The 26,447-nt window shown below is 68.2% G+C and carries 24 protein-coding genes; 22 read left to right on the top strand and 2 right to left on the bottom strand.

What is annotated here, in order from left to right; translation table 11 throughout:
* The first annotated feature begins 39 nt into the window (after window positions 1–39).
* Genes Bsp3421_RS13680 through Bsp3421_RS13660 form a run of 5 tightly spaced genes read left to right on the top strand, consistent with a single transcriptional unit; the run spans window position 40 to window position 4,839 of the window.
* The gene (locus tag Bsp3421_RS13680) at window positions 40–2,775 is read left to right on the top strand and encodes a secretin N-terminal domain-containing protein (protein ID WP_273996477.1); all 2,736 of its coding nucleotides are present in this window, start codon (window positions 40–42) and stop codon (window positions 2,773–2,775) included.
* Window positions 2,772–3,260 carry a prepilin-type N-terminal cleavage/methylation domain-containing protein gene (locus Bsp3421_RS13675; protein ID WP_273996476.1) on the top strand — a complete coding sequence of 163 codons (489 nt, stop codon included), beginning with the start codon at window positions 2,772–2,774 and terminating at the stop codon, window positions 3,258–3,260. The genes Bsp3421_RS13680 and Bsp3421_RS13675 overlap by 4 nt, the downstream gene beginning before the upstream one ends.
* On the top strand, window positions 3,235–3,627 hold the full coding sequence (locus tag Bsp3421_RS13670) for a type II secretion system protein (RefSeq protein WP_273996475.1): 393 nt from the start codon (window positions 3,235–3,237) through the stop codon (window positions 3,625–3,627). Before Bsp3421_RS13675 ends, Bsp3421_RS13670 begins: the two co-directional genes overlap by 26 nt.
* A complete protein-coding gene (locus tag Bsp3421_RS13665; RefSeq protein ID WP_273996474.1) occupies window positions 3,614–4,138 on the top strand; it encodes a type II secretion system protein in 525 nt (174 codons plus the stop codon). Before Bsp3421_RS13670 ends, Bsp3421_RS13665 begins: the two co-directional genes overlap by 14 nt.
* A 17-nt stretch (window positions 4,139–4,155) precedes the next feature.
* Window positions 4,156–4,839 (top strand): response regulator transcription factor, encoded by a 684-nt coding sequence (locus tag Bsp3421_RS13660; protein WP_273996473.1) that lies wholly within the window; start codon window positions 4,156–4,158, stop codon window positions 4,837–4,839.
* Between the two features lie 2 nt (window positions 4,840–4,841).
* Here the strand turns inward: Bsp3421_RS13660 and Bsp3421_RS13655 are convergent, their stop codons facing one another.
* Window positions 4,842–5,756 carry a LysR family transcriptional regulator gene (locus tag Bsp3421_RS13655; RefSeq protein WP_273998396.1) on the bottom strand — a complete coding sequence of 305 codons (915 nt, stop codon included), beginning with the start codon at window positions 5,754–5,756 and terminating at the stop codon, window positions 4,842–4,844.
* A gap of 416 nt (window positions 5,757–6,172) precedes the next feature.
* Between Bsp3421_RS13655 and Bsp3421_RS13650 the strand changes: the two genes are divergently transcribed.
* The 8 genes from Bsp3421_RS13650 to asd all read left to right on the top strand — a co-directional run bounded on the left by Bsp3421_RS13650 (window position 6,173) and on the right by asd (window position 14,150).
* On the top strand, window positions 6,173–7,033 hold the full coding sequence (locus tag Bsp3421_RS13650; RefSeq protein ID WP_273996472.1) for a sugar phosphate isomerase/epimerase family protein: 861 nt from the start codon (window positions 6,173–6,175) through the stop codon (window positions 7,031–7,033).
* A 66-nt stretch (window positions 7,034–7,099) separates the two neighbouring features.
* Window positions 7,100–8,290: an MFS transporter gene (locus Bsp3421_RS13645; protein ID WP_273996471.1), complete on the top strand. Its 1,191-nt coding sequence runs from the start codon at window positions 7,100–7,102 to the stop codon at window positions 8,288–8,290.
* 49 nt (window positions 8,291–8,339) lie between these two features.
* Window positions 8,340–9,110 carry an SDR family oxidoreductase gene (locus Bsp3421_RS13640; protein WP_273996470.1) on the top strand — a complete coding sequence of 257 codons (771 nt, stop codon included), beginning with the start codon at window positions 8,340–8,342 and terminating at the stop codon, window positions 9,108–9,110.
* A 220-nt stretch (window positions 9,111–9,330) separates the two neighbouring features.
* Complete coding sequence (leuC, locus tag Bsp3421_RS13635) at window positions 9,331–10,740, top strand: 3-isopropylmalate dehydratase large subunit (protein WP_273996469.1); 1,410 nt, start codon at window positions 9,331–9,333, stop codon at window positions 10,738–10,740.
* 4 nt (window positions 10,741–10,744) lie between these two features.
* A complete protein-coding gene (locus tag Bsp3421_RS13630) occupies window positions 10,745–10,876 on the top strand; it encodes an entericidin A/B family lipoprotein (RefSeq protein ID WP_273996468.1) in 132 nt (43 codons plus the stop codon).
* Window positions 10,877–10,944: 68 nt separating this feature from the next.
* A complete protein-coding gene (gene leuD, locus Bsp3421_RS13625; protein ID WP_273996467.1) occupies window positions 10,945–11,595 on the top strand; it encodes a 3-isopropylmalate dehydratase small subunit in 651 nt (216 codons plus the stop codon).
* A gap of 46 nt (window positions 11,596–11,641) precedes the next feature.
* Window positions 11,642–12,709 carry a 3-isopropylmalate dehydrogenase gene (gene leuB, locus Bsp3421_RS13620; protein WP_273996466.1) on the top strand — a complete coding sequence of 356 codons (1,068 nt, stop codon included), beginning with the start codon at window positions 11,642–11,644 and terminating at the stop codon, window positions 12,707–12,709.
* A 319-nt stretch (window positions 12,710–13,028) separates the two neighbouring features.
* Window positions 13,029–14,150 carry an aspartate-semialdehyde dehydrogenase gene (gene asd / locus Bsp3421_RS13615; RefSeq protein ID WP_273996465.1) on the top strand — a complete coding sequence of 374 codons (1,122 nt, stop codon included), beginning with the start codon at window positions 13,029–13,031 and terminating at the stop codon, window positions 14,148–14,150.
* A gap of 105 nt (window positions 14,151–14,255) precedes the next feature.
* On the opposite strand, the gene flgE is transcribed toward asd, so the two are convergent.
* Window positions 14,256–15,506, bottom strand: a complete 1,251-nt coding sequence (gene flgE, locus Bsp3421_RS13610; protein WP_273996464.1) for a flagellar hook protein FlgE — start codon at window positions 15,504–15,506, stop codon at window positions 14,256–14,258.
* 730 nt (window positions 15,507–16,236) lie between these two features.
* Here flgE and Bsp3421_RS13605 point away from each other — a divergent pair.
* From Bsp3421_RS13605 to Bsp3421_RS13565, 9 genes are all read left to right on the top strand, one after another.
* Entirely contained in the window at window positions 16,237–18,555 is a 2,319-nt protein-coding gene (locus Bsp3421_RS13605) for a FimV/HubP family polar landmark protein (protein ID WP_273996463.1), read from the top strand.
* Complete coding sequence (truA, locus tag Bsp3421_RS13600) at window positions 18,555–19,397, top strand: tRNA pseudouridine(38-40) synthase TruA (RefSeq protein WP_273998395.1); 843 nt, start codon at window positions 18,555–18,557, stop codon at window positions 19,395–19,397. The genes Bsp3421_RS13605 and truA overlap by 1 nt, the downstream gene beginning before the upstream one ends.
* Window positions 19,394–20,122 carry a phosphoribosylanthranilate isomerase gene (locus tag Bsp3421_RS13595; protein ID WP_273996462.1) on the top strand — a complete coding sequence of 243 codons (729 nt, stop codon included), beginning with the start codon at window positions 19,394–19,396 and terminating at the stop codon, window positions 20,120–20,122. Before truA ends, Bsp3421_RS13595 begins: the two co-directional genes overlap by 4 nt.
* Window positions 20,123–20,188: 66 nt before the next feature.
* Window positions 20,189–21,382, top strand: coding sequence for a tryptophan synthase subunit beta (trpB, locus tag Bsp3421_RS13590; RefSeq protein WP_273996461.1), 1,194 nt, complete (start codon window positions 20,189–20,191; stop codon window positions 21,380–21,382).
* 11 nt (window positions 21,383–21,393) lie between these two features.
* Entirely contained in the window at window positions 21,394–22,230 is an 837-nt protein-coding gene (locus tag Bsp3421_RS13585) for a DNA-methyltransferase (RefSeq protein ID WP_273996460.1), read from the top strand.
* A 192-nt stretch (window positions 22,231–22,422) separates the two neighbouring features.
* Window positions 22,423–23,238 (top strand): tryptophan synthase subunit alpha, encoded by an 816-nt coding sequence (gene trpA / locus Bsp3421_RS13580; RefSeq protein ID WP_273996459.1) that lies wholly within the window; start codon window positions 22,423–22,425, stop codon window positions 23,236–23,238.
* An 80-nt stretch (window positions 23,239–23,318) separates the two neighbouring features.
* Complete coding sequence (accD, locus tag Bsp3421_RS13575) at window positions 23,319–24,191, top strand: acetyl-CoA carboxylase, carboxyltransferase subunit beta (protein ID WP_273996458.1); 873 nt, start codon at window positions 23,319–23,321, stop codon at window positions 24,189–24,191.
* A 96-nt stretch (window positions 24,192–24,287) separates the two neighbouring features.
* Window positions 24,288–25,598 carry a bifunctional tetrahydrofolate synthase/dihydrofolate synthase gene (folC, locus tag Bsp3421_RS13570; protein WP_273996457.1) on the top strand — a complete coding sequence of 437 codons (1,311 nt, stop codon included), beginning with the start codon at window positions 24,288–24,290 and terminating at the stop codon, window positions 25,596–25,598.
* Window positions 25,599–25,626: 28 nt separating this feature from the next.
* Complete coding sequence (locus tag Bsp3421_RS13565; RefSeq protein WP_273996456.1) at window positions 25,627–26,445, top strand: SPOR domain-containing protein; 819 nt, start codon at window positions 25,627–25,629, stop codon at window positions 26,443–26,445.
* The last annotated feature ends 2 nt before the right edge of the window (window positions 26,446–26,447 follow it).

The raw sequence follows: 26,447 nt of genomic DNA, 5'->3' as shown, positions 1-26,447 counted from the left end.
TTAATCGCGTCGAGCGCTTCGGCGCATCTGGAAGACATCATGAAACGAACCGTCAGTTTGCTCGTCCTGGTCGCCGTGGTTGCGCTGACCGGTTGCGCGGGTACGCCGTTCAACCCTGCGCCGGACGCGGCCGGCTCGCCCGCGGACGAACTGGCCGCGCTGCGCACGCGGCAGCAGGCCGAGCCGGAGGACATCGATGCGCAGCTTGCGCTGGAGCGGCGCAAGCCGGACTACGTGCGCGCCGAGTTGCGGCGGGCCGAGGACGAGGCCGCGCAAGGCAATTATTCGGCCGCGATCGATCATCTCGGCAATGCGCTGGCGCAGGACCCGGGCAACCTGAAGGTGGAGCAGGACCTGCGGCGGCTCGAACGGCGCCAGCAGATGCGCGTCGAGCTGGCGCGCGCGGAGCGGCTGCGCGACAGCCGCCCGCAGGAGGCGCTCGAGATTGCGCGCGGTGTCCTGGCCGAACAGCCGAACCATGTCGAGGCGCGCCGCCTGCGCGACGCGCTGCTGCGCGAATCGCAGGCGAGCCGCACGGCGCGTCCGCAGTTGTCGGACGCGCTGCGCAAGCCGGTCTCGCTCAATTTCCGCCAGCAGCCGCTGTCGAGCATCTTCGAGGTGATCTCGCGCGTGTCCGGCGTCAACTTCGTGTTCGACCGCGACGTGCAGGTCGACCTGCCGGCCACGCTGCTCGCGGAGCGCACCACGGCGCAGGACGCGATCAACCTGCTGTTGCGCACCAACCAGCTGGACAAGAAGGTGCTCGACCGGCACACGCTGCTGATCTATCCGGCGCAGGCCGACAAGGCGCGCACCTACCAGGAGTTCGCGCTGCGCACGTTCTTCCTGTCGCACGCGGATGCGAAATCGGTGATGGCCGCGCTGCGCCAGATGATCAAGCCGAAGGACGTGTACGTGGACGAACGGATCAACGCGGTCGTGGTGCGCGATACGCCCGAGACGATCCAGGTCGCGGAACGCGTGGTGATGGGTCTCGACATCCCGCAGTCCGAGGTCACGCTCGACGTGCAGGTGCTCGAGGTGAACGTGAACGACAAGCTCGACCTCGGCGTCGAGTACCCGGGCCGGATCCAGTTCGATGCGCTCGGTGCCGGCGGCGGTTCGTCGCCGATGACGCTCGGCGACCTGCTGCGGATCAACCGCGACCGGATCGGCGTCTCGGGCGACGCGGGCGCGCTGTCGGCCGCGATCAACATGTTGCAGAAGAAGGGGCGCACCAAGACGCTCGCCAATCCGAAGATCCGGGTACGCAACCTGGAGAAGGCGAACATCAAGATCGGCGAGCGCGTGCCGATCGTCACCACGACCAATGCGAACGGCGTGGTCAGCGAGTCGGTCAGCTACCAGGACGTCGGCCTGATCCTCAAGGTGGAGCCGCGCATCAGCCTCAACGACGAAGTGAGCGTGAAGGTGAACCTGGAGGTCAGCAACATCCTGTCGAAGGAAACCACCAAGACGGGCCTCGTCGCCTATTCACTGGGCACCCGCAACGCGGAAACGCTGATGACCGCGAAGAACGGCGAGACCCAGATCCTCGCGGGCCTGGTCAAGCGCAGCGAGACCGCCGACATGGTGGGGCTGCCGGGCCTGTCGGGCCTGCCGGTGGTGGGGCGGCTGTTCGGTTCGAAGGCGACCAGCGACGAGAAGTCCGAGATCGTGCTGCTGATCACGCCGCACATCGAGCGCAATCTCGACCTGCCGGAGGCCGCGGTCTCGACCTTCCTGTCGGGCACCGAGACGCGCGTGACCACCGAGCCGCTGACGCTCGATTCGAGCTTCGAGCAGGCCGCGCCGCGGCGGGCGTCGGCGCCGGATCTCTCGGCGCCGATCGTGCCGGCCGATGCGGCCGCCGCGCGGGACGGCGGCGCGAATGACGAGGCGAATGACGACGCGGCATCGGAGCGTGGAGCCGGTCAGGCCGGCGCGGCGGGAACCACCACCGAGGTGGGAACGGCCGCCGAAGCGGGGGCGGGCATCGAGGCGAAGATGACCGCCGAAGCGGGGGCGGGCGCGGTCGCAGACGAGCCGGTTGGCAGTACGCGCGGCGCGGGCATGATGCGGATGCGTGCGGATCTGCCGCTGCGCGTCACGAACGCGCGTGCGCCGCGTGTGTTGCGCACCGGCGGCGCGGCTGTCGCCGCCCGCGCGGCGGCGGTGCTGCGGACCTCCGGCGCGATGCGGGCGGTTCCGCGCGACCTGGACGGGGCGACCGCGCGGGCCGTGGCGCGTGACGGCGCGGGCGACCGCGCGACGCCGGCCCGGGACCTGCGTGCCGCAGGCCGGGACGCGACGGCGCGCGACGGCCTCGATGCGGCGCAACGGCGGCTGCGCAGGGGGGGGCTGCCGGAGGCCATCGGCGCGCTGCGCCATGCGCGTGACGCGGCGCAGCCGGAGCCCGCGCAGGTTGCGCGAGGCAACCCGGCATCGGCACGACGTCGCGCCGTTGCCCTGCACGACACCACTGGCGCGGCGAGGTTGGCCGGGGGGTGTGCGCCGGCGTTGACCGCATGCGCGGCCGTGGTTCGGGCGGCGCGGCTTGACACGATTGGCAGGTTTGCCTCGATCGACGCGGGCGGCTTCGCGCGCATCGAGGCAGGGCCGCTTGCCGAGCCATCGACGCCGGTGCGTGCGTGGCGGGGGCCCCGCGCGCTCGCGCGCGCCCCGGCTTTCGGCGGGATCGCTGGCGCGCCGCGCGCCGCGCGCGCCTATGCTGACGCGCCGGCGCTCGCCGCGCGCCTGGGCGTCCTCGCATGAGGCCCGGCGCCCGTCGCCGCACGCGCGGCTTCACGCTGATCGAACTGCTGGCGGCGCTGACCTTGCTGGCGCTGCTGGCGACGGTTGCGCTGCCGCTGACGGAGCTGGTCAAGCGCCGTGCGAACGAGGGCGAGCTGCGCCGTTCGCTGATCGTGATCCGCTCGGCGCTCGACGCCTACAAGCGCGCCTCGGACGCGGGCCGGATCGAGCGCAGCATCGACGCGAGCGGCTATCCGCCCGACCTGCGCGCGCTGGTGGAGGGCGTCGAGGACAAGCAGAGCGCGAACGGCGCGCGCCTGTATTTCCTGCGGCGGATTCCGGCGGACCCGCTGTGCGAGTGCGAGGGCAAGCCGCCGGAGGAGATGTGGGAGACGCGCAGCTACGACAGCGATCCCACCTCGTTTTCATCCGGAGCGGACGTGTTCGACGTACGCTCCCGCAACCGCAAGGAGGGGCTCAATGGCGTGCCATACAACGCGTGGTAGGCGCGGCCGGCAGCGCGGCTTCACGCTGATCGAACTGCTGGTCGTGATGGCGATCATCGCGGCGCTGACGGCGCTCGTCGCGCCGGGCTACCTGAAGCAGGGCGACCGCGCGAAGGAAACCGTGCTGCGCCACAACCTGAACACGCTGCGCGGCGCGATCGACGACTATCGCGCGGACCACGGCGGCGATCCCGACACGCTCGAATCGCTGGTCGACGGCCGCTATCTGCGCGACGTGCCGCTCGATCCGCTGACGGGCAAGCGCACCACCTGGGTGTTGCAGGCGGGCGAGGCGGCGGGCGTGCACGATGTGCGCAGTGGCGCGAAGGGGCGCGCGCTCGACGGGAGCGCCTATGAAACCTGGTAAGCCGCGCCCGGCGCGGCAGCGCGGCATCGCCTATCTTGGCGTGCTGCTGCTCGTCGCGGCGCTCGGCCTGACCGCCACCGAGGCGGCGCGGGTCTGGAAAACGGTCCAGCAGCGCGACCGCGAGGCGCAGCTGCTGTTCGTGGGCGACCAGATCCGGCAGGCGATTGCGAGCTATTACAATGCCGCGCAGGGCAGCCGCTTCCCGACCACGCTCGACGAGCTGGTCGACGATCGGCGCGGGCCGCGTCCGCTGCGGCACCTGCGGCGGGCCTACGCCGATCCGTTGGGCGGCGTCGAGTGGGGCGTGGTCGCCGCGCCGGACGGCGGCGTGATGGGCGTGTACAGCCAGGCGGCCGGCCGCCCGCTCAAGCGGCGTGGTTTTCCGGACGACTACGCGGCGTTTGACGACAAGGCGGCCTACAGCGAGTGGGTCTTCGTCTATCTGCCGTCGACGAACGGCGGCCCGGGCGGAACCGGAGCGGGCGGCGCGCCGCCGGGCGCGGGGCAGTGAATCCAAGGGAGGAAGGGATGATCGTCGGAATTCTGGAAGACATCGTGACCCAGGCGGGCACCGTGTCGGGGTGGCTGAAGAGGGCGGGCTACGAGACCGTCGTGCACCACGACGGCGAGCGCTTCATCGAGCATGTGAAGCACGCGCGCGTGGATGTGCTGCTGCTCGACTGGAACGTGCCCGGCAAGTCGGGCATCGAGGTGCTGCGCTGGGCGCGCGAGGCGTTCGGCGTGGCCTTGCCGATCATCATGATGACGCAGCACGACGGCGAGGAGGACATCGTGTTCGGCCTCGACAACGGCGCGGACGACTATCTCGTCAAGCCTTTGCGCGAGCGCGAACTGGTCGCGCGGGTCACCGCGCAGGCCCGCAAGTATTATCCCGAAGTCCGCCCGGACAAGCGCATCGAGGTGGGCCGGTTCGCGCTGGATCCCGCCGCGCATGCGGCGCTCGTCGACGGCAAGCCGGTGGAGCTGTCGCAGCGGGAGTTCGAGCTCGCGATGATGCTGTTCGAGAGCGTCGGCCGGATCGTGTCGAAGGACGTGATGATCAAGCGCATCTGGGGCGGCGTCGACCGCAAGTACGACGCGACGCTCGCCACCTACATCAGCAAGCTGCGTTCGAGCCTCGGGCTGCGCTCGAAGAACGGCCTCGTGGTCTCGACCATCTACAACTACGGGTATCGGCTGGAACGGGTCTGACGTCACGCGGTCCGCTGATCGGGATCGCTCTGCCGCGCGAACAGGTTCATCTGCAGGAAGTCGACGAACGCGCGCAGCTTCGGCGACGAATGCCTGCCGGAGGGCCACAGCACGCGGAACGTCCCGAGGTTCTCCGTATACGCGGCGAGCACGATCCGCAACTCGTGCGCGGCCACGGCGTCGCGGACCACGAAATCCGGCAGGCAGGCGATGCCTTGTCCGGACCGGGCGACATGCAGCAGGGTGTCGAGATGGTTGCAGATCATCCGCACCGGCAACTGCAGATTCTCGTCGATCGAATCGACATACAACGGCCATTTCCTGAGCTTGCCCGTCGCCGGAAAGCGGTGATGGAGGCAATCGTGGTCGCGCAGCTCGACGGGGTGCTGCGGCACGCCTTTGCGCGCGAAGTAGTCGGGCGAGCCGACGAGCACCTGGCGGAACGAGCCGAGCGGGCGCGACATCAGACGCGAATCGTTCGGGGTTCCGGTACGCACGGCGGCGTCGAAACCCTCGTCGATCAGGTCGACGAGCCGGTCGGAGAAATCGATGTCGAGTTCGATTTCGGGGTAGCGCTGCATGAACGCGGCGACCACCGGCGACATCAGGTCGCCCACGAGCGGCAGGCTGAGGCGGAACTTGCCGCGCGGCGCGCGCAGCGCATGCAGCAGCTCGGATTCGGCCGCTTCCGCCTCCGCGAGGATGTGCTGGCAGCGTTTCAGATAGAGCAGGCCTTCCGCGGTCAGATTCATGCTGCGTGTACTGCGGTGCAGCAGCCTGACCCCGAGGCGTTTTTCCAGGCGCGCGATGCTCTTGCCGACCGCCGATGCCGACAACCCAAGATGCTGTCCGGCGCGGACATAACTGCGCGTCTCGGCGACCTGCACGAAGACCGTGATGCCACTCAGATTATCGATAGCCATGTGTTGCGGAATATTTTTCCGAGGACAAGGGAATCATATGTGATTTTTCAATGCGCCCGAAACTTGTAACCTAACGCGGCACTGAGCGAGGAATTGCCGCTGTCATGGCCAACGCAAACGAGGACGTTGTGAAACGAGGCGCAAGAAACGAAATCACGACGATGAAACGGCCAAGCGGCCGGGCAATGGCGAAACAGACCGGCCCGCAGCGGGCGGGCGCGCGGCTTCCGGGGCCGCGCGCCTGAGCGGGCGGTCGCAGGGCCGGTGCGCCGGAATTGCTTCTGCGATGAATGCCAATCGTGCCGCGCATGGGTTGCGATAAAAGCACGCTGGAAAGCGAATAACGCGGAATGGGTCTTTTCCGTGCCGATGCCGTTCGTCGTGGTTCATCAAATTCACCGAGGCTTTCCATGGGAAAGAATATCGATTTCATTTATTGGCCCGCCTCCACCCGGAACGGCGGGATTCGGGAACATATCGCCGCGGCCTCGGCGGGCGGATTCACCAGCATGGCGATCGCGGCCGATACCTATTTCGACGCGCGCGCTGCCGGGCTGTCGGTGCGCGACATGAAAGCGCTGGCCGGGGACGCCGGCATCGAGATCCGCCACTTCGACACGGTCACCGACTGGGCGCCCGTGCGGTTCCCGGAATTCCTGACCGGGCAGTTGAAGCGCCGCTTCGATGTCGCGCTCGATACCTGCCTGGAGATCTGCGAGGCGTTCGAGCTGAAAACGATCCTGGCCTTTCCGGGCTTCAAGGCGGGCGAGGTGGACGAGGCGATCCTGGTCGAGCGGTTCGCGCGTCTGTGCGATCGCGTCGCGCCGATGGACATCCTGGTTCAGCTGGAGTTTTCCCCGATCTTCGGCCTGCGCGACATCGCGCAGGCGTACGCGATCGTCGCGGCGGCGAATCGCGGCAATGCGAGCCTGTTGCTCGATACCTGGCACTTCCTGAAGGGCAATCCGGATTTCGATCTCCTGGAAAAGATTCCCGCGCAGCTGCTGCGGGGTGTGCAGGTGGCGGACGGCTTGACCCACTTCAAGGGCGGCGATCTGTTCGACGAAACCATCAATAACCGGAAGTTCGTCGGCGAGGGCGATTTGCCGCTCAAGAAGGTGCTCTCGATCCTGAAGGCGCGCGGCGCGCTCGACATGGTCGGCCCGGAGGTCTTTTCCGCCGACGCGGATGTGCTGTCGCCCGAGGCGGCCGGCCGTCGCGACGGCGTCACGACGAAACGGCTGTGCCTGGCGCTGGGCATCGCGTTGTGAGCGGGCGCGAGGGCCGCGGCGCGGATGCGCCGTGAATATTTGTGCAATGAACGGAGGGCCGCACTCATGGAAATTTCAACCGGGATCAAAAGAGAACGAAGCGACGCATCCAGTCTCGCGCTCATCGCGATGGCGATGACCTCGTTCGGCGTCGGCACGACCGAGACCATCGTGACCGGGCTGCTGCCCAGCATCGCGCGGGATCTGTCGGTGAGCCTGTCGAGCGCGGGCTTCCTGGTCAGCGCCTATGCCTGGGTGGTCGCGATCTCCGCTCCCACCTTGACGGCGCTGACGCTGCGTTTCTCGAAGAAGAACCTGCTGTTGCTGCTGCTGCTGATCTTCGTCGTGGCGCACGTCGTCTCCGCGCTGTCCGACAGCTACGAGGTGCTGCTGATCTCGCGCAGCATCGCGGCGGCGGTGCATGGCGTGTCGATGGGGATCGGCGTGGTGGTGTCGGCGCATCTGGTCGATGAAAGCCGCCGGGCGCAGGCGGTGGGCGTGATGCTGTCCGGCATCACGCTCGCCAACGTGGTGGGGGTGCCGCTGGGGACGTTCCTCGGCAACTTCTTCTCGGACTGGCATGCGCCGTTCTGGGCGATCGCGGCGTGGGGCGCGATCTCGATGCTGGCGCTGTGGAAGACCTTGCCCGATGACGTGAACCTGCACGTGACCTCGGTCGCGAAGGAGATGGCGGTTTTCAAGGACTACAAGATGATCATCTCCTATGCGGCGATGATCGTCGGCTTCGGCAGCACCTTCGTGGGCTTCACCTACATCGCGCCGATCCTGGAGGACATCTCGCGGTTCTCGCCGTCCAGCGTGACGTGGATCCTGCTGGTCTTCGGCGCGGGCCTGAGCCTGGGGAACGTGGTGGGCGCCAAATATTCGGACAAATGGCCGCTGCATACGGCGTTCGTCAGCCTGATATGCCTCGTGGTCCTCATGGGTTCGGTGCATCTCGTCTATACGGTGAAGTGGGCGGTGGTCGCGTACGTGTTTCTGTGGGGCGCGGCCTCCTATGCGTTCGTGCCCGCGCTGATCGTGAGAATCCTGACCCGGGCGGGGGATGCACCGAACCTCGCGTCCGCGATGAACGTCTCCGCGTTCAACGCCGGGATTGGCGGCGGCGCGCTGATCGGCAGCCTGGTGGTCAAGAGCGGCGCCCACGGCGTGGCCTTGACGCCCGCGGCGGGGGCGCTCGTGGCGGCCGTGGCGATCGTGCTGCTGTACGGGTCCGTCAAGGCCGGGCGGGATTGAACGGCGGCCTGAGGCGGCCGTGTGTGCGGGGCTTCTACGAGGAGGCGGGATGGGATCGATGCTGGCGGGCAGGACGGCGATCATCACGGGCGCCAGTGCGGGAATCGGCCGCGAGGCGGCGAAGCTGTTCGCGCGGGAGGGGGCGGGGCTGGTGCTGGTCGCGCGCCGCGCCGAACAGCTGGCCGTGCTGGTCGACGAGATCGGCCGCGAAGGCGGGGTGGCCGTCGCGATGGCGGGCGACGTGAAGGACGAGCGTTGCGCGCAGCAGGCGGTCGAACTGGCGGTGGAGCGCTTCGGCGGGCTGGATATCGGCTTCAACAACGCGGCGACGATGGGCGTCATGGGAGCCGTGACGGAACTCGCGGCGGACGACTGGCGCGAGACGATCGAGACCAATCTGACCGGCGCGTTTTTCGCCGCGAAGCACCAGATTCCGGCGCTGCTGGCGAGCTGGCGCGGGTCGCTGATCTTCACCTCGTCGTTCGTCGGTCACTCGGTGGGGTTTCCGGGCATGGCGGCTTACGCGGCCAGCAAGGCCGCGCTCGTCGGCCTGGTGCGGACGCTGGCCGCCGAATTCAGTCCGCGCGGCTTGCGCGTGAACGCGCTGATGCCGGGCGGCACCGACACCGAGATGATCCGGGGCTCGGCCGCGAGCACCGCCGAACAGCGCGCGGGCATCGAGCAGATCCATGCGCTCAAGCGCATGGCGAATGCCGAGGAGATCGCGAAATCGGCGCTGTATCTCGCGTCGGATCTGTCGAGCTTCGTCACGGGCGCCACGCTGTTCGTGGATGGCGGCGTGTCGACCACGCGGACCTGAGCGCCGGCGGGGCGGGCTCGCGTGCGTGCCCGATCCGTCCCGCCGCTGGGCGCGATACGAGGGCCGGACTGCCGGGTAACGCTGATACAGGTATTGAAACTACCAGCCAACTCACTGTTTTTATTCGGTTTTTTCTTGCGGAGAGCGTGAATCGACGGGTTCTGCGTGGCATAATCGATCGCATCCGAACGGCTTGCAGCCACAACTACCCCGCATACCCATGGCACAGACTCTCTACGACAAATTGTGGAATTCGCACGTCGTCCATACCGAGGAAGACGGCACGACCCTGCTCTACATCGATCGCCAGCTGCTGCATGAAGTCACGAGTCCGCAGGCGTTCGAGGGGCTGAAGCTCGCGCAGCGTCCGGTATGGCGGCTCAGCGCGAACCTCGCGGTGTCAGACCACAACGTGCCCACCACGGATCGCAGCCACGGCATCGCCGATCCGATCTCGAAGCTGCAGGTCGATACGCTCGACCAGAACTGCGACAGCTACGGCATCACCCAATTCAAGATGAACGACGTGCGCCAGGGCATCGTGCACATCATCGGGCCGGAGCAGGGCGCGACGCTGCCCGGCATGACGATCGTCTGCGGCGATTCGCACACGTCGACGCACGGCGCGTTCGGCGCGCTCGCGCACGGGATCGGCACCTCCGAGGTCGAGCACGTGCTCGCCACCCAGACACTGCTGCAGAAGAAGAGCAGGAACATGCTGGTGAAGGTCGAGGGCCAGCTGCCGCGCGGCTGCACCGCGAAGGACATCGTGCTCGCGATCATCGGCAGGATCGGCACCGCGGGCGGCACCGGCTATGCGATCGAATTCGGCGGCTCGACGATCCGCGCGCTGTCGATGGAAGGGCGGATGACGGTCTGCAACATGGCGATCGAGGCGGGCGCGCGCGCCGGCATGGTCGCCGTCGACGACATCACGATCGACTACCTGAAGGGCCGCCCGTTCTCGCCGCAGGGCGTGGAATGGGATCAGGCGACGGGCTACTGGCGCACCTTCCGCTCGGACGACGGCGCGCACTTCGACCGCGTGGTCGAACTGAACGCGGCCGAGATCGTCCCGCAGGTCACCTGGGGCACGTCGCCGGAGATGGTCACGTCGATCGACGGGCGCGTGCCCGATCCGGAGCGCGAGAAGGATCCGGTCAAGCGCGATGCGATCGAGCGCGCGCTCAGCTACATGGCGCTCGAGCCGAACACGCCGATCGAGTCGATCCAGGTCGACAAGATCTTCATCGGTTCGTGCACCAACGCGCGCATCGAGGATATCCGCGCGGCCGCGTACGTCGTGAAGAAGCTCAACCGCCGGGTCGCGCCGAACGTGCGCCTCGCGATGGTGGTGCCGGGCTCGGGCCTCGTGAAGGCGCAGGCCGAGCGCGAGGGGCTCGACAAGGTGTTCATCGAGGCGGGCTTCGAATGGCGCGAGCCGGGCTGCTCGATGTGCCTCGCGATGAATGCCGACCGGCTGGAGCCGGGCGAGCGCTGCGCGTCGACGTCGAACCGCAATTTCGAGGGGCGTCAGGGCGCGGGCGGCCGCACCCACCTCGTGAGCCCGGCGATGGCCGCCGCGGCCGCGATCGAGGGCCACTTCGTCGATGTCCGCAGGCTGGGGTGAGCGCATGAAGGCAAGCAGATTCGGTCTCGCCGCGCTCGCGGGTCTCCTGTTCGCGCTGGCTGGCTGCAACACGGTCGCCGGCGTCGGCGAGGACCTGAGCGCGGCGGGCCACGCGATCAAGAAGGCGGCCGACTGACGTCGCGCCGCCGCCCCCATTCGGCTTTGCCGGCCCGCGCGGCCGGCGTCCAACCAGGTTGACGGATCATGGAAAAATTCACTGTGCATACCGGCGTCGTGGCACCGCTCGATCGCGAGAACGTCGACACCGACGCGATCATCCCGAAGCAGTTCCTGAAGTCGATCAAGCGCACGGGCTTCGGCCCGAACGCGTTCGACGAGTGGCGCTACCTGGACCACGGCGAGCCCGGCCAGGACAATTCGACGCGCCCGCTGAACCCCGACTTCGTGCTGAACCAGCCGCGCTACCAGGGCGCGTCGGTGCTGCTCGCGCGCAAGAACTTCGGCTGCGGCAGCTCGCGCGAGCATGCGCCGTGGGCGCTGCAGCAGTACGGCTTCCGCGCGATCATCGCGCCGAGCTTCGCGGACATCTTCTTCAACAACTGCTTCAAGAACGGCCTGTTGCCGATCGTGCTGAGCGAGCAGCAGGTCGATCACCTGTTCAACGACACCTATGCGTTCGGCGGCTACCAGCTGACGATCGACCTCGACGCGCAGGTGGTGCGCGCGCCGGACGGCCGCGAGTATGCGTTCGAGGTCACCGCGTTCCGCAAGTACTGCCTGCTGAACGGCTTCGACGACATCGGCCTCACGCTGCGCCATTCGGACAGGATCCGCCAGTTCGAGGCGGAGCGGCTCGCGAAGCAGCCGTGGCTGAACCACCGCCTGATCGGCTGAGCCGGCGGCGTCGCACAGATATCCCTCATCCATCCAGGAAATTCGCATGAAGATTGCAGTGTTGCCCGGCGACGGGATCGGTCCCGAGATCGTCAAGGAAGCGGTGAAGGTGCTGAACGCGCTCGACGAGCGCTTCGAGCTCGAAGAGGCGCCCGTCGGCGGCGCGGGTTATGCGGCGAGCGGCCATCCGCTGCCGGAGGCCACGCTCAAGCTCGCGAAGGAGGCCGATGCGATCCTGTTCGGCGCGGTCGGCGACTGGAAGTACGACACGCTCGAGCGCGCGTTGCGCCCGGAGCAGGCGATCCTCGGGCTGCGCAAGCATCTCGAGCTGTTCGCGAACTTCCGCCCGGCGATCTGCTATCCGCAGCTCGTCGACGCCTCGCCGCTGAAGCCGGAACTGGTCGCGGGCCTCGACCTCCTGATCGTGCGCGAGCTGAACGGCGACATCTACTTCGGCCAGCCGCGCGGCGTGCGCGCGGCGCCGGACGGCCCGTTCGAGGGCGCGCGCGAGGGCTTCGACACGATGCGTTATTCGGAGCCGGAAGTGCGCCGCATCGCGCACGTCGCGTTCCAGGCCGCGCGCAAGCGCCAGAAGAAGCTGCTGTCGGTCGACAAGGCGAACGTGCTCGAGACCTCGCAGTTCTGGCGCGATGTCATGACCGACGTGGCGAAGGAGTACGCGGACGTCGAGCTGTCGCACATGTACGTCGACAACGCGGCGATGCAGCTCGCGAAGGCGCCCAAGCAGTTCGACGTGATCGTCACCGGCAACATGTTCGGCGACATCCTGTCCGACGAGGCGTCGATGCTGACGGGCTCGATCGGCATGCTGCCGTCGGCGTCGCTCGACAAGAACAACAAGGGCTTGTACGAGCCCTCGCACGGTTCGGCGCCGGACATCGCGGGCAAGGGCATCGCGAATCCGCTCGCGACGATCCTGTCGCTCGCGATGCTGCTGCGCTACTCGCTGAACCGCGCCGAGCAGGCCGACCGGGTCGAGCAGGCCGTGCGCAAGGTGCTGGAGCAGGGTTACCGGACGGGCGATATCGCGACGCCGGGCGGCACGCGGGTCGGCACGGCCGAGATGGGCGATGCGGTGCGCGCCGCGCTGTAACGGAACGAAGCAGGCGGCCGCCGCGGCCGCGCGGCGCGCCGGCCGGGCCTGAAAACAGGGTCTGGTCGGTTCCACGCGGCCGTTGTGCGGCCAGTTAGGTTTGTGTAGACTCAAGCGATGACGCGATTTTCCCTGATCTCCCCGGTCTTGAAACTCCACGGCGATACGGCCCGTGCGGGTGTGCGCGTCATCGTCATCAGCAAAACCATCACCACGAAAACGATCATTAAACGCTGATCGTCCGTCGTGCCCGCCTGTTTCCCCGCGCGGTCACGCGGGGACGGAAAATGGCGGGGAAGCTCCAGTCAAAGGGTTAGTCATGAACGTAGGTCTCGTAGGTTGGCGCGGCATGGTCGGCAGCGTGCTCATGCAGCGCATGCAGGAAGAAGGCGATTTCGACCTGATCGAACCGGTGTTTTTCAGCACCAGCAACACGGGCGGCAAAGCCCCGTCGTTCGCCAAAAACGAGACTACGCTGAAAGACGCGACCGACATCGACGCGCTGCGCAAGTGCGACGTCGTGATCACCTGCCAGGGCGGCGACTACACCAACGAGGTGTTCCCGAAGCTGCGCGCGGCGGGCTGGAACGGCTACTGGATCGATGCGGCGTCGGCGCTGCGGATGAAGGACGATGCGGTGATCATCCTCGATCCGGTCAATCTCGACGTGATCAAGGACGCGCTCGTCAAGGGAACGAAGAACTTCGTCGGCGGCAACTGCACGGTCAGCCTGATGCTGATGGCGCTGGGCGGCCTGTTCCGCGGGAACCTGGTCGACTGGACGACGGTGATGAGCTACCAGGCGGCATCGGGCGCGGGCGCGAAGAACATGCGCGAGCTGCTCGCGCAGATGGGCGCGCTGCATGGCGCGGTGGCGGCGCAGCTCGCCGATCCGGCGTCGGCGATTCTCGACATCGATCGCCGCGTGCTGGCCACGATGAACAGCGATGCGATGCCGACGAGCGAGTTCGGCGTGCCGCTCGCGGGCTCGCTGATCCCGTGGATCGACAAGGATCTCGGCAACGGCATGTCGAAGGAAGAGTGGAAGGGCGGGGCGGAAACCAACAAGATCCTCGGCAAGCCGGCCGTGGGCGAGCCGGGCTCGATCCCGGTCGACGGCCTGTGCGTGCGGATCGGCGCGATGCGCTGCCATTCGCAGGCGCTGACGATCAAGCTGAAGAAAGACGTGCCGCTCGACGAGATCAACGGCATCCTCGCGTCGGCGAACGACTGGGTGAAGGTCGTGCCGAACGAGCGCGAGGCGACGATGCGCGACCTGTCGCCGGCCCGGGTGACGGGCGGGCTGACCGTGCCGGTCGGCCGCCTGCGCAAGCTGGCGATGGGCGGCGAATACCTGTCCGCGTTCACGGTCGGCGATCAGCTGCTGTGGGGCGCGGCCGAGCCGCTGCGCCGCATGCTGCGCATCCTGCTCGACAAGTAAGCCTGCCGCGCATGGTCCGGCCCACTGGCCGGGCCGCCGACGCAAACGCGCCGCGCCGGCCGTGACAGAGTCACGGTCCGGCGCGGCGCGTTTTTCATGCGCGCGTCAGCGCATGTTGATCAGCGTCTGGTCGACTGCCTGCTGGGTCTTGATGGTCTGCGCGTTGGCCTGGTAGTTGCGCTGCGCGGTGATCAGGTTCACCAGTTCGCTCGTCAGGTTGACGTTCGATTCTTCGAGCGAGCTGCCGCGCAGCGTGCCGTGGTTGGTGCTGCCCGGCGCGGAGATCTGCGGCACGCCCGATGCCGCGGTCTCGATGTACTGGTTGCCGCCGATGCTCACGAGCCCGTTCGGATTGTTGAAGTTCGCGATCGCGACCTGGCCGAGCGTCGTCGTCCGGCCGTTCGAGTAGTTGCCCGTCAGCATGCCGTCCGCGCCGATCGTGAAGTTCGTCAGCGAACCGCTCGCGAACCCGTCCTGCGCGAGGTTGTTGACGCCGTTCTTGCCGCCGTACTGGGTCGTGCCCGTCAGGTTCAGCGTCAGGTTCTGCGGGTTCGCGCCGCCCGTCGTGTTCGGGATCGTGAATGCGAACTGGCCGAGGCTCGGGGTCGGCGCGGGCGGGGTGCCCGTGGTCGTGCCGGTGATCTGGCCCGACGTGTTGAAGGTAATGGTGCCGAGGTTGGTCGGCGTTTGCCCGTCCACGCCCGCATACGCCTGCCAGGTGCCGGCCGGCGCCGCGCTCTTGACGAAGTACATGTTGACCGCTTGCGCGCCGCCCAGCGTGTCGTACACCTGGACCGAGGTGTTGTAGTTGAAGGACGTGCGGGTGGCCGGATTGAACGGCGTCGTGGTCGGCAGCGCATCCTGCGAGTTCAGGTTGAACTGCGCGTTGATGTTGCTGGTCGCCTGCGGCGCGATGTTGGTGGTCGGCGCCCGCAGCGGCACGGTGGCCGACGTGTTGATCACGCCGTTCGCATCGGCCTGGTAGCCTTTCAGGTTCATCTTCTGCGAATTGATGATGTAGCCCTTCTCGTCGCGCGAGAACGTGCCGTCGCGCGAGTAGGTGGTCACGCCGTTGTTCGACATCTGGAAGAAGCCGTTGCCGTTGATCGCGACGTTCAGCGTCGAATTGCTCTGCGTGATGTTGCCCTGCGTGAATTGCTGCTGCACCCCCGCCGTCATCGTGCCGATGCCGATCTGGTTGTTGACCGCCGAGGCGATCGAGTTCGCATACATGTCGGCGAACAGTGCGCGGCTGGCCTTGAAGCCGACCGTGTTCGCGTTCGCGATGTTGTTGCCGATGGTGTCGAGGCTGGTCGACGCCCCTGCCAAGCCGCTTAAGCCTTGCTGATAGCCCATGTTCGGTCCCCGTGACGAGCTGGTGGATCAATGCAGTCATGCGACTGCGTGGTGAAAAACGCCTGGTATCTCGTGACGTCGATGCGCGCCACCGCGTGCCGGTCATTTGCAATGGTGATGGCTGGAATGCGCCGATCCTTGTTTGAATCCGATCGTAGCGACGATTAATCGTTAAATTGTGTAAATTTGTGTAATGCGGATGGATTGTAGTTGAAAGATTGTTCTCGGGAAGATGCAGGTTTGCTCTGGTAGGCTTGAAAGCCTTGCTGGGCGGGGCTTTGGTAGGAGGAATGCCCAATCCTTCGAATAGAGAGGGGAGCTGGCCTCTTATCATTCGATTGAAATTCAATTCAGTGGGATGCGGCTTTGGCCGGATTGATTTTTTTAGTTTGGGCCAGAATTTTATTAACGGCGGGCGCGTCGAATTATTGACCCCCGCCAGGCTGTTTTATTGAGCCTGCGCGGTTGTTTCGAGGCGCGGCTGGCGCGGCGGCGGGAGGTCCGGCGCGTGTCCCGGACGGGACTTCGCTTCGCGACATCCGTAGGCGCAGGACGCGGTGTGCGATGTTTTGGGCGAGATTGCCGGCGGGTAAAGTAAACTGTGCGCTTACGACGCGTAGACAACCCCAAAAGCGTCGCGTGCCGCGCGATGCTTTTTCTATTTGTGCTCCGAATTTTGTGCTCTTCCAAATGTGACCCAGAGCCGCGCCAGCGCGCGGCGATCGAACCGATGACGTCTCGACTCCGTTTCCCCGCCGGCCGCGGTGCGATCGCGCTGGCCGTTGCCGCGCTGACGGCCGCGTCCGCCGCTTACGCGGCGCCTGACGCGGGCCATGCCGGCGCCGCGCCGTCGACGGTCACCGTCACCGCCGGACAATCGCTGAACGACATCGCCGTCGCCGTGACGCAGTCGCGCGATCCCGGCGTATTGGCCCGTACCGGGCGTGCGCTGTTCGACGCGAATCCGCAAGCCTTCATGAAACATGATCCGAGCCGGTTGCGGATCGGCGCGACGCTTACGGTGCCGCCGCTCGATGCGACCGGCGCCGTCGTTGCGCACGGCGCGTCGGGGGCTGCCGGTGTCGCGCCGAGTGTCGGCGCGAGCGCGCCGGCGCTCGCCTCGCATGCGCCGGGCGCGTCCACGCCGGGCGTATCCACGCCGGGCGTATCCACGCCGGGCGCGTCCACTGCCGCCGGCACGTCGGCGCCGACGCCGGGCGGCGCGTCGGCCGCCGTCGCGCGAGGCGCGTCCGCGCCGGATTTGGCCGTGCCGAGCGTACCGGGTTCGGCCGCGCTGGCGTCCGGCGCATCGATTCCGGCTGGCGCCGCTTCGGGCCCGGTCCCTGGCGCGTCCGCGCCGCTTGCGGCGCCGGCCCAGGCCACGGGTGGGGAGAGCGGGCCGCATGTCTGGGCGGGCTCGATCCAGGCCGCGCCGGTCGGGGCCAGCGAGGCGGGCGCCCACGCGAATGCCGCGTCGCCCGCGGCGGATGCCGTGCGCGGTGGGGCTGCCCTGAATGGCGCGGAGGCCGCACAGGCCCGGCCGTCCAGTTTGCAGCAGTTGCTGGCGCTGAAGAATCGCGTGTTGATGGAGTTGCAGAAGCATGGGATCGGCAAGCCCGCGCCCGACGCGGCGGCGGTCGCGCCGCGCGACGCGACCGCGCCGGCGGTGAAGCCGGCAGCGCCCGCCGACATGGATTCGGCCTCGGGCGCTGCCGGGCTGCCGGCGGCGGCCGCGAGCGGCGTAGCTGCGGCGTCTGCGCCCGCGCCGGCCCCGCTGGCCGCGCAACCGGTCGCCGCGCCTGCTGCGCCGTTCAACACGGGCGCGGCGATCGCGGTCGGGGCGGCGGTTGCGGCGCTGATCGTCGGATTTGCGCTGCGCCGTCGCAAGAAGCCGGAGGAGCCGGTCGAGGACGACCGCGATCAGTCGGATTCCGAGGCGGCGCGCGGCCTTGCCGCGCAGCCGGCGTCCACCGCACCGGCGTCCACCGCACCGGCGTCCACCGCACCGGCGTCCACCGCACCGGCGTCCACCGCACCGGCGTCCACCGCACCGGCGTCCACCGCACCGGCGTCCACCGCACCGGCGTCCACCGCACCGGCGTCCACCGCACCGGCGTCCACCGCACCGGCGTCCACCGCACCGGCGTCCACCGCACCGGCGTCCACCGCACCGGCGTCCACCGCACCGGCGTCCACCGCACCGGCGGCGCTTGCCGCGGCAGACGGGGCGGCGCTGGCGGCCGCCGATGAGGCGACACACGACGCGCCGGCGCAACCGGAAGCAACCGAGCCGAACGGGCACGAGATCGCGTCGTCGCTTTCCGGTCGCGACGCGGCTGAAGCAGACGCGCCGCAGCCGGCGTCCGACGTGGCCGACGAGCCGGCCGCCGTGGCGCACGTCATCGATGGCCATGACGTTCAGCCGGCGCCGACGCTGGTCTGGGACGACGAGCCGCGCACGGTCGCGGATGCGCCGGCGCCTGTCGCCCCGGCGCCGAGCGCCGAATTCCCGAGCGACGCGATTGCCGCGCTCGACAGCCTCGACATGCCGCTGCCGCCGCGCGCGACCTCGGACGGTGAGATGGCGTTCGGGGCGTTCAGCTTGAATGCGCCTCATGATGCAACTAACGGTCTAGCCCATCCGCTCCCTCCGAATGAGGGTCGTATCGCTCCCGCGAGCGCCGCCGACCTGACGGCCATGCAGGACGACGAGCTGCCGCCGCTCGACGCGGACGACGAGCAGGGCTCGACGCTTCCGCCGCTGAGCCTGACGCCGCCCCCGGCGCCGCTGGGCGGCGCGCAGTTCGGCGTGCTGAACCTCGATTTCGACCTGGACCTGCCGGCGAGCCCGAGCGCCGTGCTGCCGGCGCTGTCGCCCGAGACGCTCGCGAAGATCGCGCACAACAAGCTCGATCTCGCGTCCGAATATGTCGAGCTGGGCGATCTGGCGGGCGCGCGTACGCTGTTGCAGGAGGTGGTCGAGGCCGGCCACGCCGGCACGGCCGACGAGGCGCGCGTGCGGCTCGCGAAACTCGCCGAATTGTCGTGATGCGGATCGCACTCGGCATCCAGTACGACGGCGCCGCGTTCTGCGGCTGGCAATCGCAGCCGCACGGCAAGACCGTGCAGGATGCGCTCGGGCGCGCGCTCGCGGAATTCGCCCAGGCGCCGTTGCACACCACGGTCGCCGGGCGCACCGATACCGGGGTGCATGGTCTCGGCCAGGTCGTGCATTTCGACACGATGCTCGATCGCACCGAGTTCTCCTGGGTGCGCGGCACCAACGCGTTCCTGCCGTCGACGGTCGCGGTGCAGTGGGCGCGGGCGATGCCGGACACGTTCCACGCGCGCTTCGCCGCCTTCGAGCGCACCTATTACTACGTGCTGTACGTCCACCCGGTGCGCTCGCCGATGCTGTCGGGGCGAGCCGGCTGGGTGCATACGCCGCTCGATGTCGACGCGATGCGCGAGGCGGCCGCCTGCCTGATCGGCGAGCATGACTTCTCGGCGTTCCGCTCGTCGGAATGCCAGGCCAAGACGCCCGTCAAGCATCTGTACCAGATCGACATCCGGCGCGACGCGGCCGGTGCCGCGGGTGCGCGCCACGAGGGCAGCTTCATCCATTTCCGATTTCGCGCCAACGCATTCCTGCATCACATGGTGCGCAACCTGATGGGTTGCCTGATCGCGGTCGGGCGCGGCCGCTATCCGGCCGGCTGGCTCGCCGAGGTGCTCGCGAGCCGCGACCGGAATCAGGCCGCGCCGACCTTCATGCCGGAGGGCCTGTATCTCGCGCACGTCGGCTATCCGGCGGAATTCGCGGTGCCGCCCGCGCAACTCGGCAGCGTCCCGTGGAGCGGGGTGTGGGCCGACCTGGACCTGCAATCATGACCGATACGTCTCTCGATTCCTCCGTGCCGGGCGCCGTCGCGTCGGGCGCCGCTGCGTCGGGCGCCGCCGCGTCGGGCCGCACCCGCATCAAGCTGTGCGGGCTGTCGCAAGCGGCCGATGTCGATCATGCGGTGGCGCTCGGCGCCGACGCGATCGGCCTCGTGTTCTACCCGAAGAGCCCGCGCGCGGTCACGCCGGCCCAGGCGGCCGAGCTGGCGCGCCGGGTGCCGCCGTTCGTGACGCTGGTCGGCCTGTTCGTCAACGCGGACGCCGACACGCTCGCGCGCGTCGCGGACCAGGTGCCGCTGTCGCTGCTGCAGTTTCACGGCGACGAGACGCCCGAGCAGTGCGCGTCGCTCGCGCAGGCCGCTCGGCTGCCCTGGCTGCGCGCGCTGCGCGTTGGTAGTACGACGCGGGCCGCCGATTTGCTAGAATCATCACTTCACTATTCGGCAGCCCGCGGCCTCCTGTTCGACACGCTCGTCGAAGGCTATGGCGGCGGCGGCAAGGTATTCGATTGGTCACTTATTCCCGAAGAGCTCGCGCATCGGGCCGTTTTGAGTGGTGGCTTGAACGCGCAAAACGTCGGTGATGCGATTCGCCAGCTGCGCCCGTTTGCGGTCGATGTCTCGAGCGGCATCGAAGCGCCGGGCGCGAAGGGCGTGAAGGATCACGCCCGCATGGCTGCGTTCGTGCGCGCAGTGCGCGACGCGGACGCCCAATGACGCCAGCCGGTGCGTGACGCCGGGCCGCAGCGCCCGTGCGCCGCACCGCAACCCGAGAGTGACATCATGTACAACCTCCCAGATGATCGCGGCCATTTCGGCCCCTATGGCGGCGTGTTCGTCGCCGAAACGCTGATTCACGCGCTCGACGAGCTGCGCGCCGCCTACGAACGCTTCAGCGTCGATCCGGAATTCGTCGCCGAATACCAGCGCGAACTCAAGCACTTCGTCGGCCGTCCCTCGCCGATCTACCACGCGCAGCGCTGGAGCGAGATGCTCGGCGGCGCGCAGCTGTACTTGAAGCGCGAGGACCTGAACCACACCGGCGCGCACAAGGTGAACAACGTGATCGGCCAGGCGCTGCTCGCGAAGCGGATGGGCAAGCGCCGCGTGATCGCCGAGACGGGCGCGGGCCAGCACGGCGTCGCGACCGCGACCATCGCCGCGCGCTTCGGCATGGAGTGCATCGTCTACATGGGCTCCGAGGACGTGCGCCGCCAGGCCGCGAACGTCTACCGGATGAAGCTGCTCGGCGCGACCGTGGTGCCCGTCGAATCGGGCTCGCGCACGCTGAAGGACGCGCTCAACGAGGCGATGCGCGACTGGGTCACGAACATCGAGAACACCTTCTACATCATCGGCACGGTCGCCGGCCCGCATCCGTATCCGATGATGGTGCGCGACTTCCAGCGCGTGATCGGCGACGAGTGCAAGGTGCAGATGCCCGAGCTGGCCGGCCGTCAGCCGGATGCGGTGATCGCCTGCGTTGGCGGCGGCTCGAACGCGATGGGCATCTTCTATCCGTACATCGACGATCGCGACGTGCAGCTGATCGGCGTCGAGGCGGCGGGCGACGGGCTCGACTCGGGCCATCACGCGGCCTCGCTGATCGCCGGCAGCCCGGGCGTGCTGCACGGCAACCGCACCTACCTGCTGCAGGACGCCGACGGCCAGATCATCGAGACCCACTCGGTGTCGGCGGGCCTCGACTATCCGGGCGTCGGCCCCGAGCACGCGTGGCTCAAGGACAGCGGCCGCGCGCAGTACGTCGGCATCACCGACGAGGAGGCGCTGAAGGCGTTCCACGACTGCTGCCGGATCGAGGGCATCATCCCGGCGCTCGAATCGAGCCATGCGATCGCGTATGGCGCGAAGCTCGCGCCGACGCTGCCGAAGGATCGGATCCTGCTCGTCAACCTGTCCGGTCGCGGCGACAAGGACATGCACACGGTCGCCGAGCGATCGGGCATCGTGCTCTGAAGCCCGCTCCGATGCGCGACCTGATCGACGAACCCGGCGGCGGCGCGGCGAGCCCGGCGCTGGCCGAGCCGTGCGCGCTGCCGAACGGCATCGCGTTGTTGAACCGCGATTTCCTGACCGATGCGGCGAACCTGCCGGATGCGTCGATCGACCTGATCGTCGCCGATCCGCCCTACGGGCTCGGCAAGGATTACGGCAACGACTCCGACAAGCGTTCGGGCGATGATCACCTCGCCTGGACCCGTGCGTGGCTCGAGCTGGCGATCCCGAAGCTCAAGCCGAGCGGGTCGCTGTACGTGTTCTGCACCTGGCAGTACGCGCCGGAGATCTTCAGCTTCCTGAAGACGCGGCTCACGATGATCAACGAGATCATCTGGGACCGGCGCGTGCCGAGCATGGGCGGCACGACGCGCCGCTATACCTCGGTGCACGACAACATCGGGTTTTTCGCGGTGTCGAAGGGCTATTACTTCGATCTCGATCCGGTCCGCATCCCGTACGACGCCGATACGAAGAAGGCGCGCTCGCGCAAGCTGTTCGAGGGCAGCAAGTGGCTCGAACTCGGCTACAACCCCAAGGACGTCTGGTCGGTCTCGCGCCTGCACCGGCAGCACGCGGAGCGCGTCGACCATCCGACCCAGAAGCCGCTCGAGATCGTCGAGCGGATGGTGCTCGCGAGTTGCCCGCCGGGCGGCCGCGTGCTCGATCCGTTCATGGGCAGCGGCACGACCGCGGTGGCTTGCGCGCGCCAGGGGCGCGACTTCGTCGGCTATGAGATCAACGAAAGTTATTGCGCGATCGCGCGCGAGCGCGTGTGCGCGATCGCCGCGCCGGCCGGCGGCGCGTAAGCGGCCGCCGCGCGCCGGTCGCGCGGACGATGACTTTTTATGGGTTAGGAGTAGGCGCTGAAGCGCCAACTCCTATCGACTACCTTGTATGGGACCGGAGTAAGCGCTAAAGCGCTGACTCCGGTCGACAACCTTGTATGGGATAGGAGTAAGCGCTGAAGCGCCAACTCCTATCGACAAAGGAACTTTGCCATGTCCCGTATCCAGAACACTTTTGCAGCACTCGCAGCACAGGGCCGGAAGGGCTTGATCCCGTTCATCACCGCCGGCGACCCCGATCCCGCGAAAACCGTCGATTTCATGCACGCGCTCGCCGCAGGCGGCGCCGACGTCATCGAGCTCGGCGTGCCGTTCTCCGATCCGATGGCGGACGGCCCCGTGATCCAGCGCGCCTCGGAGCGCGCGCTCGCGCGCGGCGTCACGCTGCGCAGCGTGCTCGACGACGTGCGCCGGTTCCGCGAGCGCAACGACACGACCCCGGTCGTGCTGATGGGCTATGCGAACCCGATCGAACGGATGGGCGTCGCGGCGTTCGCCGACGCGGCCAAGGCGGCCGGCGTCGACGGCGTGCTGGTGGTCGACTATCCGCCCGAGGAAGCCGATGTCTTCGCCGCCACGCTGCGCGAGGCAGGTATCGACCCGATTTTCCTGCTGGCGCCGACGTCGACCGACGCGCGCATCGCGGAAGTGGGCAAGATCGCGAGCGGCTACGTGTATTACGTGTCGCTGAAAGGGGTGACCGGCGCCGGAAATCTGGATGTTTCGAGCATTGCGGGTAAAATCCCGGCCATCAAGTCGCGCGTGCCGGTTCCGGTGGGCGTCGGCTTCGGCATCCGGGACGCCGCCACGGCGCGCGCGGTGGCCGAAGTGTCGGACGCCGTCGTGATCGGCAGCCGCCTCGTGCAATTGCTCGAGGAGACCGCGCCGGAAGGCGCCGTCGCCGCGCTGCAGGCGTTTGCCGCCGAGCTGCGCGCGGCGCTCGACGGCGCGGCCCGCACCACGGCGTGAGGCGCCGCGACCTTACGATTCACTGACGGAGAAGCCGGATGCGACGCGTCCGGCTTTCCCACGGAACAGGAAACCATACGATGAGCTGGCTCGACAAACTGTTGCCGCCGAAGATCAAGCAGACCGACCCGAAGAGCCGCAAGGGCATTCCCGAAGGGCTGTGGGTCAAGTGCCCGTCCTGCGAGGCGGTGCTGTATCGCAACGACGTGGAGGCGAATCAGCATGTGTGCCCGAAGTGCGACCACCACATGCGGATCGGCGCGCGCGAGCGCCTCGACGCGCTGCTCGATCCGGAAGGGCGCTATGAGATCGGCCAGGAGATCCTGCCGGTCGACACGCTGAAGTTCAAGGACAGCCGCAAGTATCCGGATCGTCTGAAGGAAGCGATGGACGACACCGGCGAGACCGACGCGATGGTCGTGATGGGCGGCGCGATCCACACGCTGCCGGTGGTGGCCGCGTGCTTCGAGTTTTCGTTCATGGGCGGCTCGATGGGTTCGGTGGTCGGCGAGCGCTTCGCGCGCGGCGCGCAGAACGCGCTCGAGCAGCAGGTGCCGTTCATCTGCTTCACGGCGTCGGGCGGCGCGCGCATGCAGGAAAGCCTGCTGTCGCTGATGCAGATGGCGAAGACGACCGCGATGCTGACCAAGCTGGCCGAGGCCAAGCTGCCGTTCATCTCGGTGCTGACCGATCCGACCATGGGCGGCGTGTCGGCGAGCTTCGCGTTCCTCGGCGACGTGGTGATCGCCGAGCCGAAGGCGCTGATCGGCTTCGCGGGCCCGCGCGTGATCGAGCAGACCGTGCGCGAGAAGCTGCCGGAAGGCTTCCAGCGCGCCGAATTCCTGCTGACCACGGGCGCGATCGACATGATCGTCGACCGCCGCAAGCTGCGCGACGAGATCGCCCAGCTGCTGGCGCTGCTCCAGCGCCAGCCGGCCGACGCGCTGGCCTGACGCCCGTTCCGCAACCCGTCGCGCGTCGCCCGGCCTTGCCGCCGGGCGGCGCGCGTTGTCTTTTCGCGTAAGCTTTCCGCTTCCCGGTTGAACTCGATGAGCACTTTTCCCACCCTCGACGCGTGGCTTTCCCATCTCGAAAGCGCGCATCCCGTCGGCATCGACATGGGCCTGACCCGCATCGGCCAGGTCAAGGACGCACTGAAGCTCGCGTTCGACTGCCCGGTCATCACGGTCGGCGGCACCAACGGCAAGGGTTCGACCTGCGCGTTCCTCGAGACGATCCTGACGCGGGCCGGCTATCGGGTCGGCTGCCACACCTCGCCGCACCTGCTCGATTTCAACGAGCGCGCGCGCCTGAACGGGCAGATCGTCGCCGACGCCGACCTGCTGCCGCATTTCGAGGCGGTCGAGGCCGCGCGCACGAGCCTGCCGGAGCCGGTGTCGCTGACCTATTTCGAGTTCACGACGCTGGCGATCATGCATCTGTTCGCGTCGCGCGGGCTCGATGCGGTGATCCTCGAGGTCGGCCTCGGCGGCCGGCTCGACGCGGTCAACATCATCGACGCCGATTGCGCGATCGTCACGAGCATCGATCTCGACCACGTCGAATACCTGGGCGACACGCGCGAGAAGATCGCCTTCGAGAAGGCCGGCATCTTCCGCGCGGGCAAGCCCGCGATCTGCGGCGATCCGGCCGTGCCGGCGACGCTCGTCGAGCACGCGGCGGCGATCGGCGCGGACCTGTGGCTCGTCGGGCGCGACTTCCGCTACGAGACGCAGGCGGGCAGCGAACGTCAGCAGTGGAGCTACCTGGGCCGCGAGAAGCGCTATCCGGCGCTTGCCTATCCGGCGCTGCGCGGCGCGAACCAGCTGATCAACGCGTCGGCCGCGCTGGCGGCGCTCGAGGCGCTGCGCGACCGGCTGCCGGTGTCGGCGCAGGACATCCGGCTCGGCCTCGCGAACGTCGAGCTGCCCGGCCGCTTCCAGGTGCTCCCGGGCAAGCCGGCCATCGTGCTCGACGTCGCGCACAATCCGCACGCCGCCGCCGTGCTCGCGCAGAATCTCGGCAACATGGGCTTCTTCCCGTACACCTACGCGGTGTTCGGCGCGATGCACGACAAGGACATCGCGGGCGTGCTCAAGCAGCTGAAAGGGGAGATCGACCACTGGTGCGTGACCGATCTGCCGCTGCCGCGCGCGGCCTCGTCCGCCGCGCTGGAGGCGGCGCTGCGCGAGGTGGGCGTCGAGGATGGACCCGATGCGGGCGTGACGCGCTGCGCGAGTCCCGCCGATGCGTTTCGCGATGCGCTAAAAAGGGCGTCCGACAATGATAGAATCGTGGTTTTCGGTAGCTTCCACACGGTAGCCGGCGTGATGGCCTATCGTAAATCGCAGCAACACTGACTGACGGGTAGTTTCGGACCAGCCATTCATGGGCATTTTCTCGTTCGGCAAAAAAGATGACGACGCGCCGGCTCGGCGCGGCTCGCGAACCGGTGGTTCTTCCCGGAACGTTCGCACTGAACGCGTGGAGCGGCGGCCTCGCCGCACCGAACAGCGCCCCGATGCGGACGCTTTTCTCCTCGATCCGACCCTTCCTGAAAAACAACGTGCGCGCCGGCGTCTCGTCGGCGCGATCGCGCTCGTGGTCGCGGCGGTGATCGTGCTGCCGATGGTGCTCGATTCCCATCCGAAGCCCGTGACCGACGACATCGCGATCGAGATCCCGAACCGGCCCGCGCATCAGGCGACCGCCGCGAGCGACGACGACGCGGCCGACGTGCAGGCGGGCGTCGCGCACGACGAGCCGCCCGCGTCGGATGCCACGGCCACCGCGCCCGCGCAGGCCACGCGCACCCAGGCGGCCGTCGCGCCGGCGCAGACGCAGGCGAACAAGCCGGCTGTCGCGGCGAACAAGCCGGCCGCCGTCGCGAACGTCGCGCCGCCGCCCGCGAAGCCGGCGGCCGCGGACCAGGCGCCCGTCACGGCCGCCGCGGGCGACGGCGACGCGTCGTCGCCGGCCTCGCCGCCGGGCGCGCGCTTCGCGGTGCAGCTGGGCGCATTCCCCGACGACGCGACGGCGCGCGCCTGGGCGACCAAATTGAAGGCGGCGGGCGTGCCGGCCTATGTCGAACATCGCAAGCAGACCGACGGGCGGACTTCCGCGCTGTTGCGGGCCGGACCGTTCGCCGATCGCGCCGCGGCGTCCGCCGCGATCGCCAAGGTGCGTGACGCGGGCCTGACCCAGTAATC

This window comes from Burkholderia sp. FERM BP-3421, assembly GCF_028657905.1.
Classification (GTDB): Bacteria; Pseudomonadota; Gammaproteobacteria; order Burkholderiales; family Burkholderiaceae; genus Burkholderia.
The sequence above is the reverse complement of the archived record's forward strand: the minus strand, read 5'-3'. Positions and strand labels throughout refer to the sequence as shown.

What these genes read in the sequence shown, in the direction of transcription:
- trpB (WP_273996461.1), top strand. Translation starts at nt 20,189, where the DNA reads ATGTACAACCTCCCAGATGATCGCGGCCATTTCGGCCCCTATGGCGGC.
- leuD (WP_273996467.1), top strand. Translation starts at nt 10,945, where the DNA reads ATGGAAAAATTCACTGTGCATACCGGCGTCGTGGCACCGCTCGATCGC.
- Bsp3421_RS13680 (WP_273996477.1), top strand. Translation starts at nt 40, where the DNA reads ATGAAACGAACCGTCAGTTTGCTCGTCCTGGTCGCCGTGGTTGCGCTG.
- Bsp3421_RS13565 (WP_273996456.1), top strand. Translation starts at nt 25,627, where the DNA reads ATGGGCATTTTCTCGTTCGGCAAAAAAGATGACGACGCGCCGGCTCGG.
- Bsp3421_RS13665 (WP_273996474.1), top strand. Translation starts at nt 3,614, where the DNA reads ATGAAACCTGGTAAGCCGCGCCCGGCGCGGCAGCGCGGCATCGCCTAT.
- Bsp3421_RS13660 (WP_273996473.1), top strand. Translation starts at nt 4,156, where the DNA reads ATGATCGTCGGAATTCTGGAAGACATCGTGACCCAGGCGGGCACCGTG.
- folC (WP_273996457.1), top strand. Translation starts at nt 24,288, where the DNA reads ATGAGCACTTTTCCCACCCTCGACGCGTGGCTTTCCCATCTCGAAAGC.
- leuC (WP_273996469.1), top strand. Translation starts at nt 9,331, where the DNA reads ATGGCACAGACTCTCTACGACAAATTGTGGAATTCGCACGTCGTCCAT.
- Bsp3421_RS13650 (WP_273996472.1), top strand. Translation starts at nt 6,173, where the DNA reads ATGGGAAAGAATATCGATTTCATTTATTGGCCCGCCTCCACCCGGAAC.
- Bsp3421_RS13630 (WP_273996468.1), top strand. Translation starts at nt 10,745, where the DNA reads ATGAAGGCAAGCAGATTCGGTCTCGCCGCGCTCGCGGGTCTCCTGTTC.
- Bsp3421_RS13605 (WP_273996463.1), top strand. Translation starts at nt 16,237, where the DNA reads ATGACGTCTCGACTCCGTTTCCCCGCCGGCCGCGGTGCGATCGCGCTG.
- Bsp3421_RS13670 (WP_273996475.1), top strand. Translation starts at nt 3,235, where the DNA reads ATGGCGTGCCATACAACGCGTGGTAGGCGCGGCCGGCAGCGCGGCTTC.
- Bsp3421_RS13640 (WP_273996470.1), top strand. Translation starts at nt 8,340, where the DNA reads ATGGGATCGATGCTGGCGGGCAGGACGGCGATCATCACGGGCGCCAGT.
- Bsp3421_RS13585 (WP_273996460.1), top strand. Translation starts at nt 21,394, where the DNA reads ATGCGCGACCTGATCGACGAACCCGGCGGCGGCGCGGCGAGCCCGGCG.
- accD (WP_273996458.1), top strand. Translation starts at nt 23,319, where the DNA reads ATGAGCTGGCTCGACAAACTGTTGCCGCCGAAGATCAAGCAGACCGAC.
- trpA (WP_273996459.1), top strand. Translation starts at nt 22,423, where the DNA reads ATGTCCCGTATCCAGAACACTTTTGCAGCACTCGCAGCACAGGGCCGG.
- Bsp3421_RS13675 (WP_273996476.1), top strand. Translation starts at nt 2,772, where the DNA reads ATGAGGCCCGGCGCCCGTCGCCGCACGCGCGGCTTCACGCTGATCGAA.
- flgE (WP_273996464.1), bottom strand. Translation starts at nt 15,506, where the DNA reads ATGGGCTATCAGCAAGGCTTAAGCGGCTTGGCAGGGGCGTCGACCAGC.
- Bsp3421_RS13595 (WP_273996462.1), top strand. Translation starts at nt 19,394, where the DNA reads ATGACCGATACGTCTCTCGATTCCTCCGTGCCGGGCGCCGTCGCGTCG.
- asd (WP_273996465.1), top strand. Translation starts at nt 13,029, where the DNA reads ATGAACGTAGGTCTCGTAGGTTGGCGCGGCATGGTCGGCAGCGTGCTC.
- truA (WP_273998395.1), top strand. Translation starts at nt 18,555, where the DNA reads ATGCGGATCGCACTCGGCATCCAGTACGACGGCGCCGCGTTCTGCGGC.
- leuB (WP_273996466.1), top strand. Translation starts at nt 11,642, where the DNA reads ATGAAGATTGCAGTGTTGCCCGGCGACGGGATCGGTCCCGAGATCGTC.
- Bsp3421_RS13645 (WP_273996471.1), top strand. Translation starts at nt 7,100, where the DNA reads ATGGAAATTTCAACCGGGATCAAAAGAGAACGAAGCGACGCATCCAGT.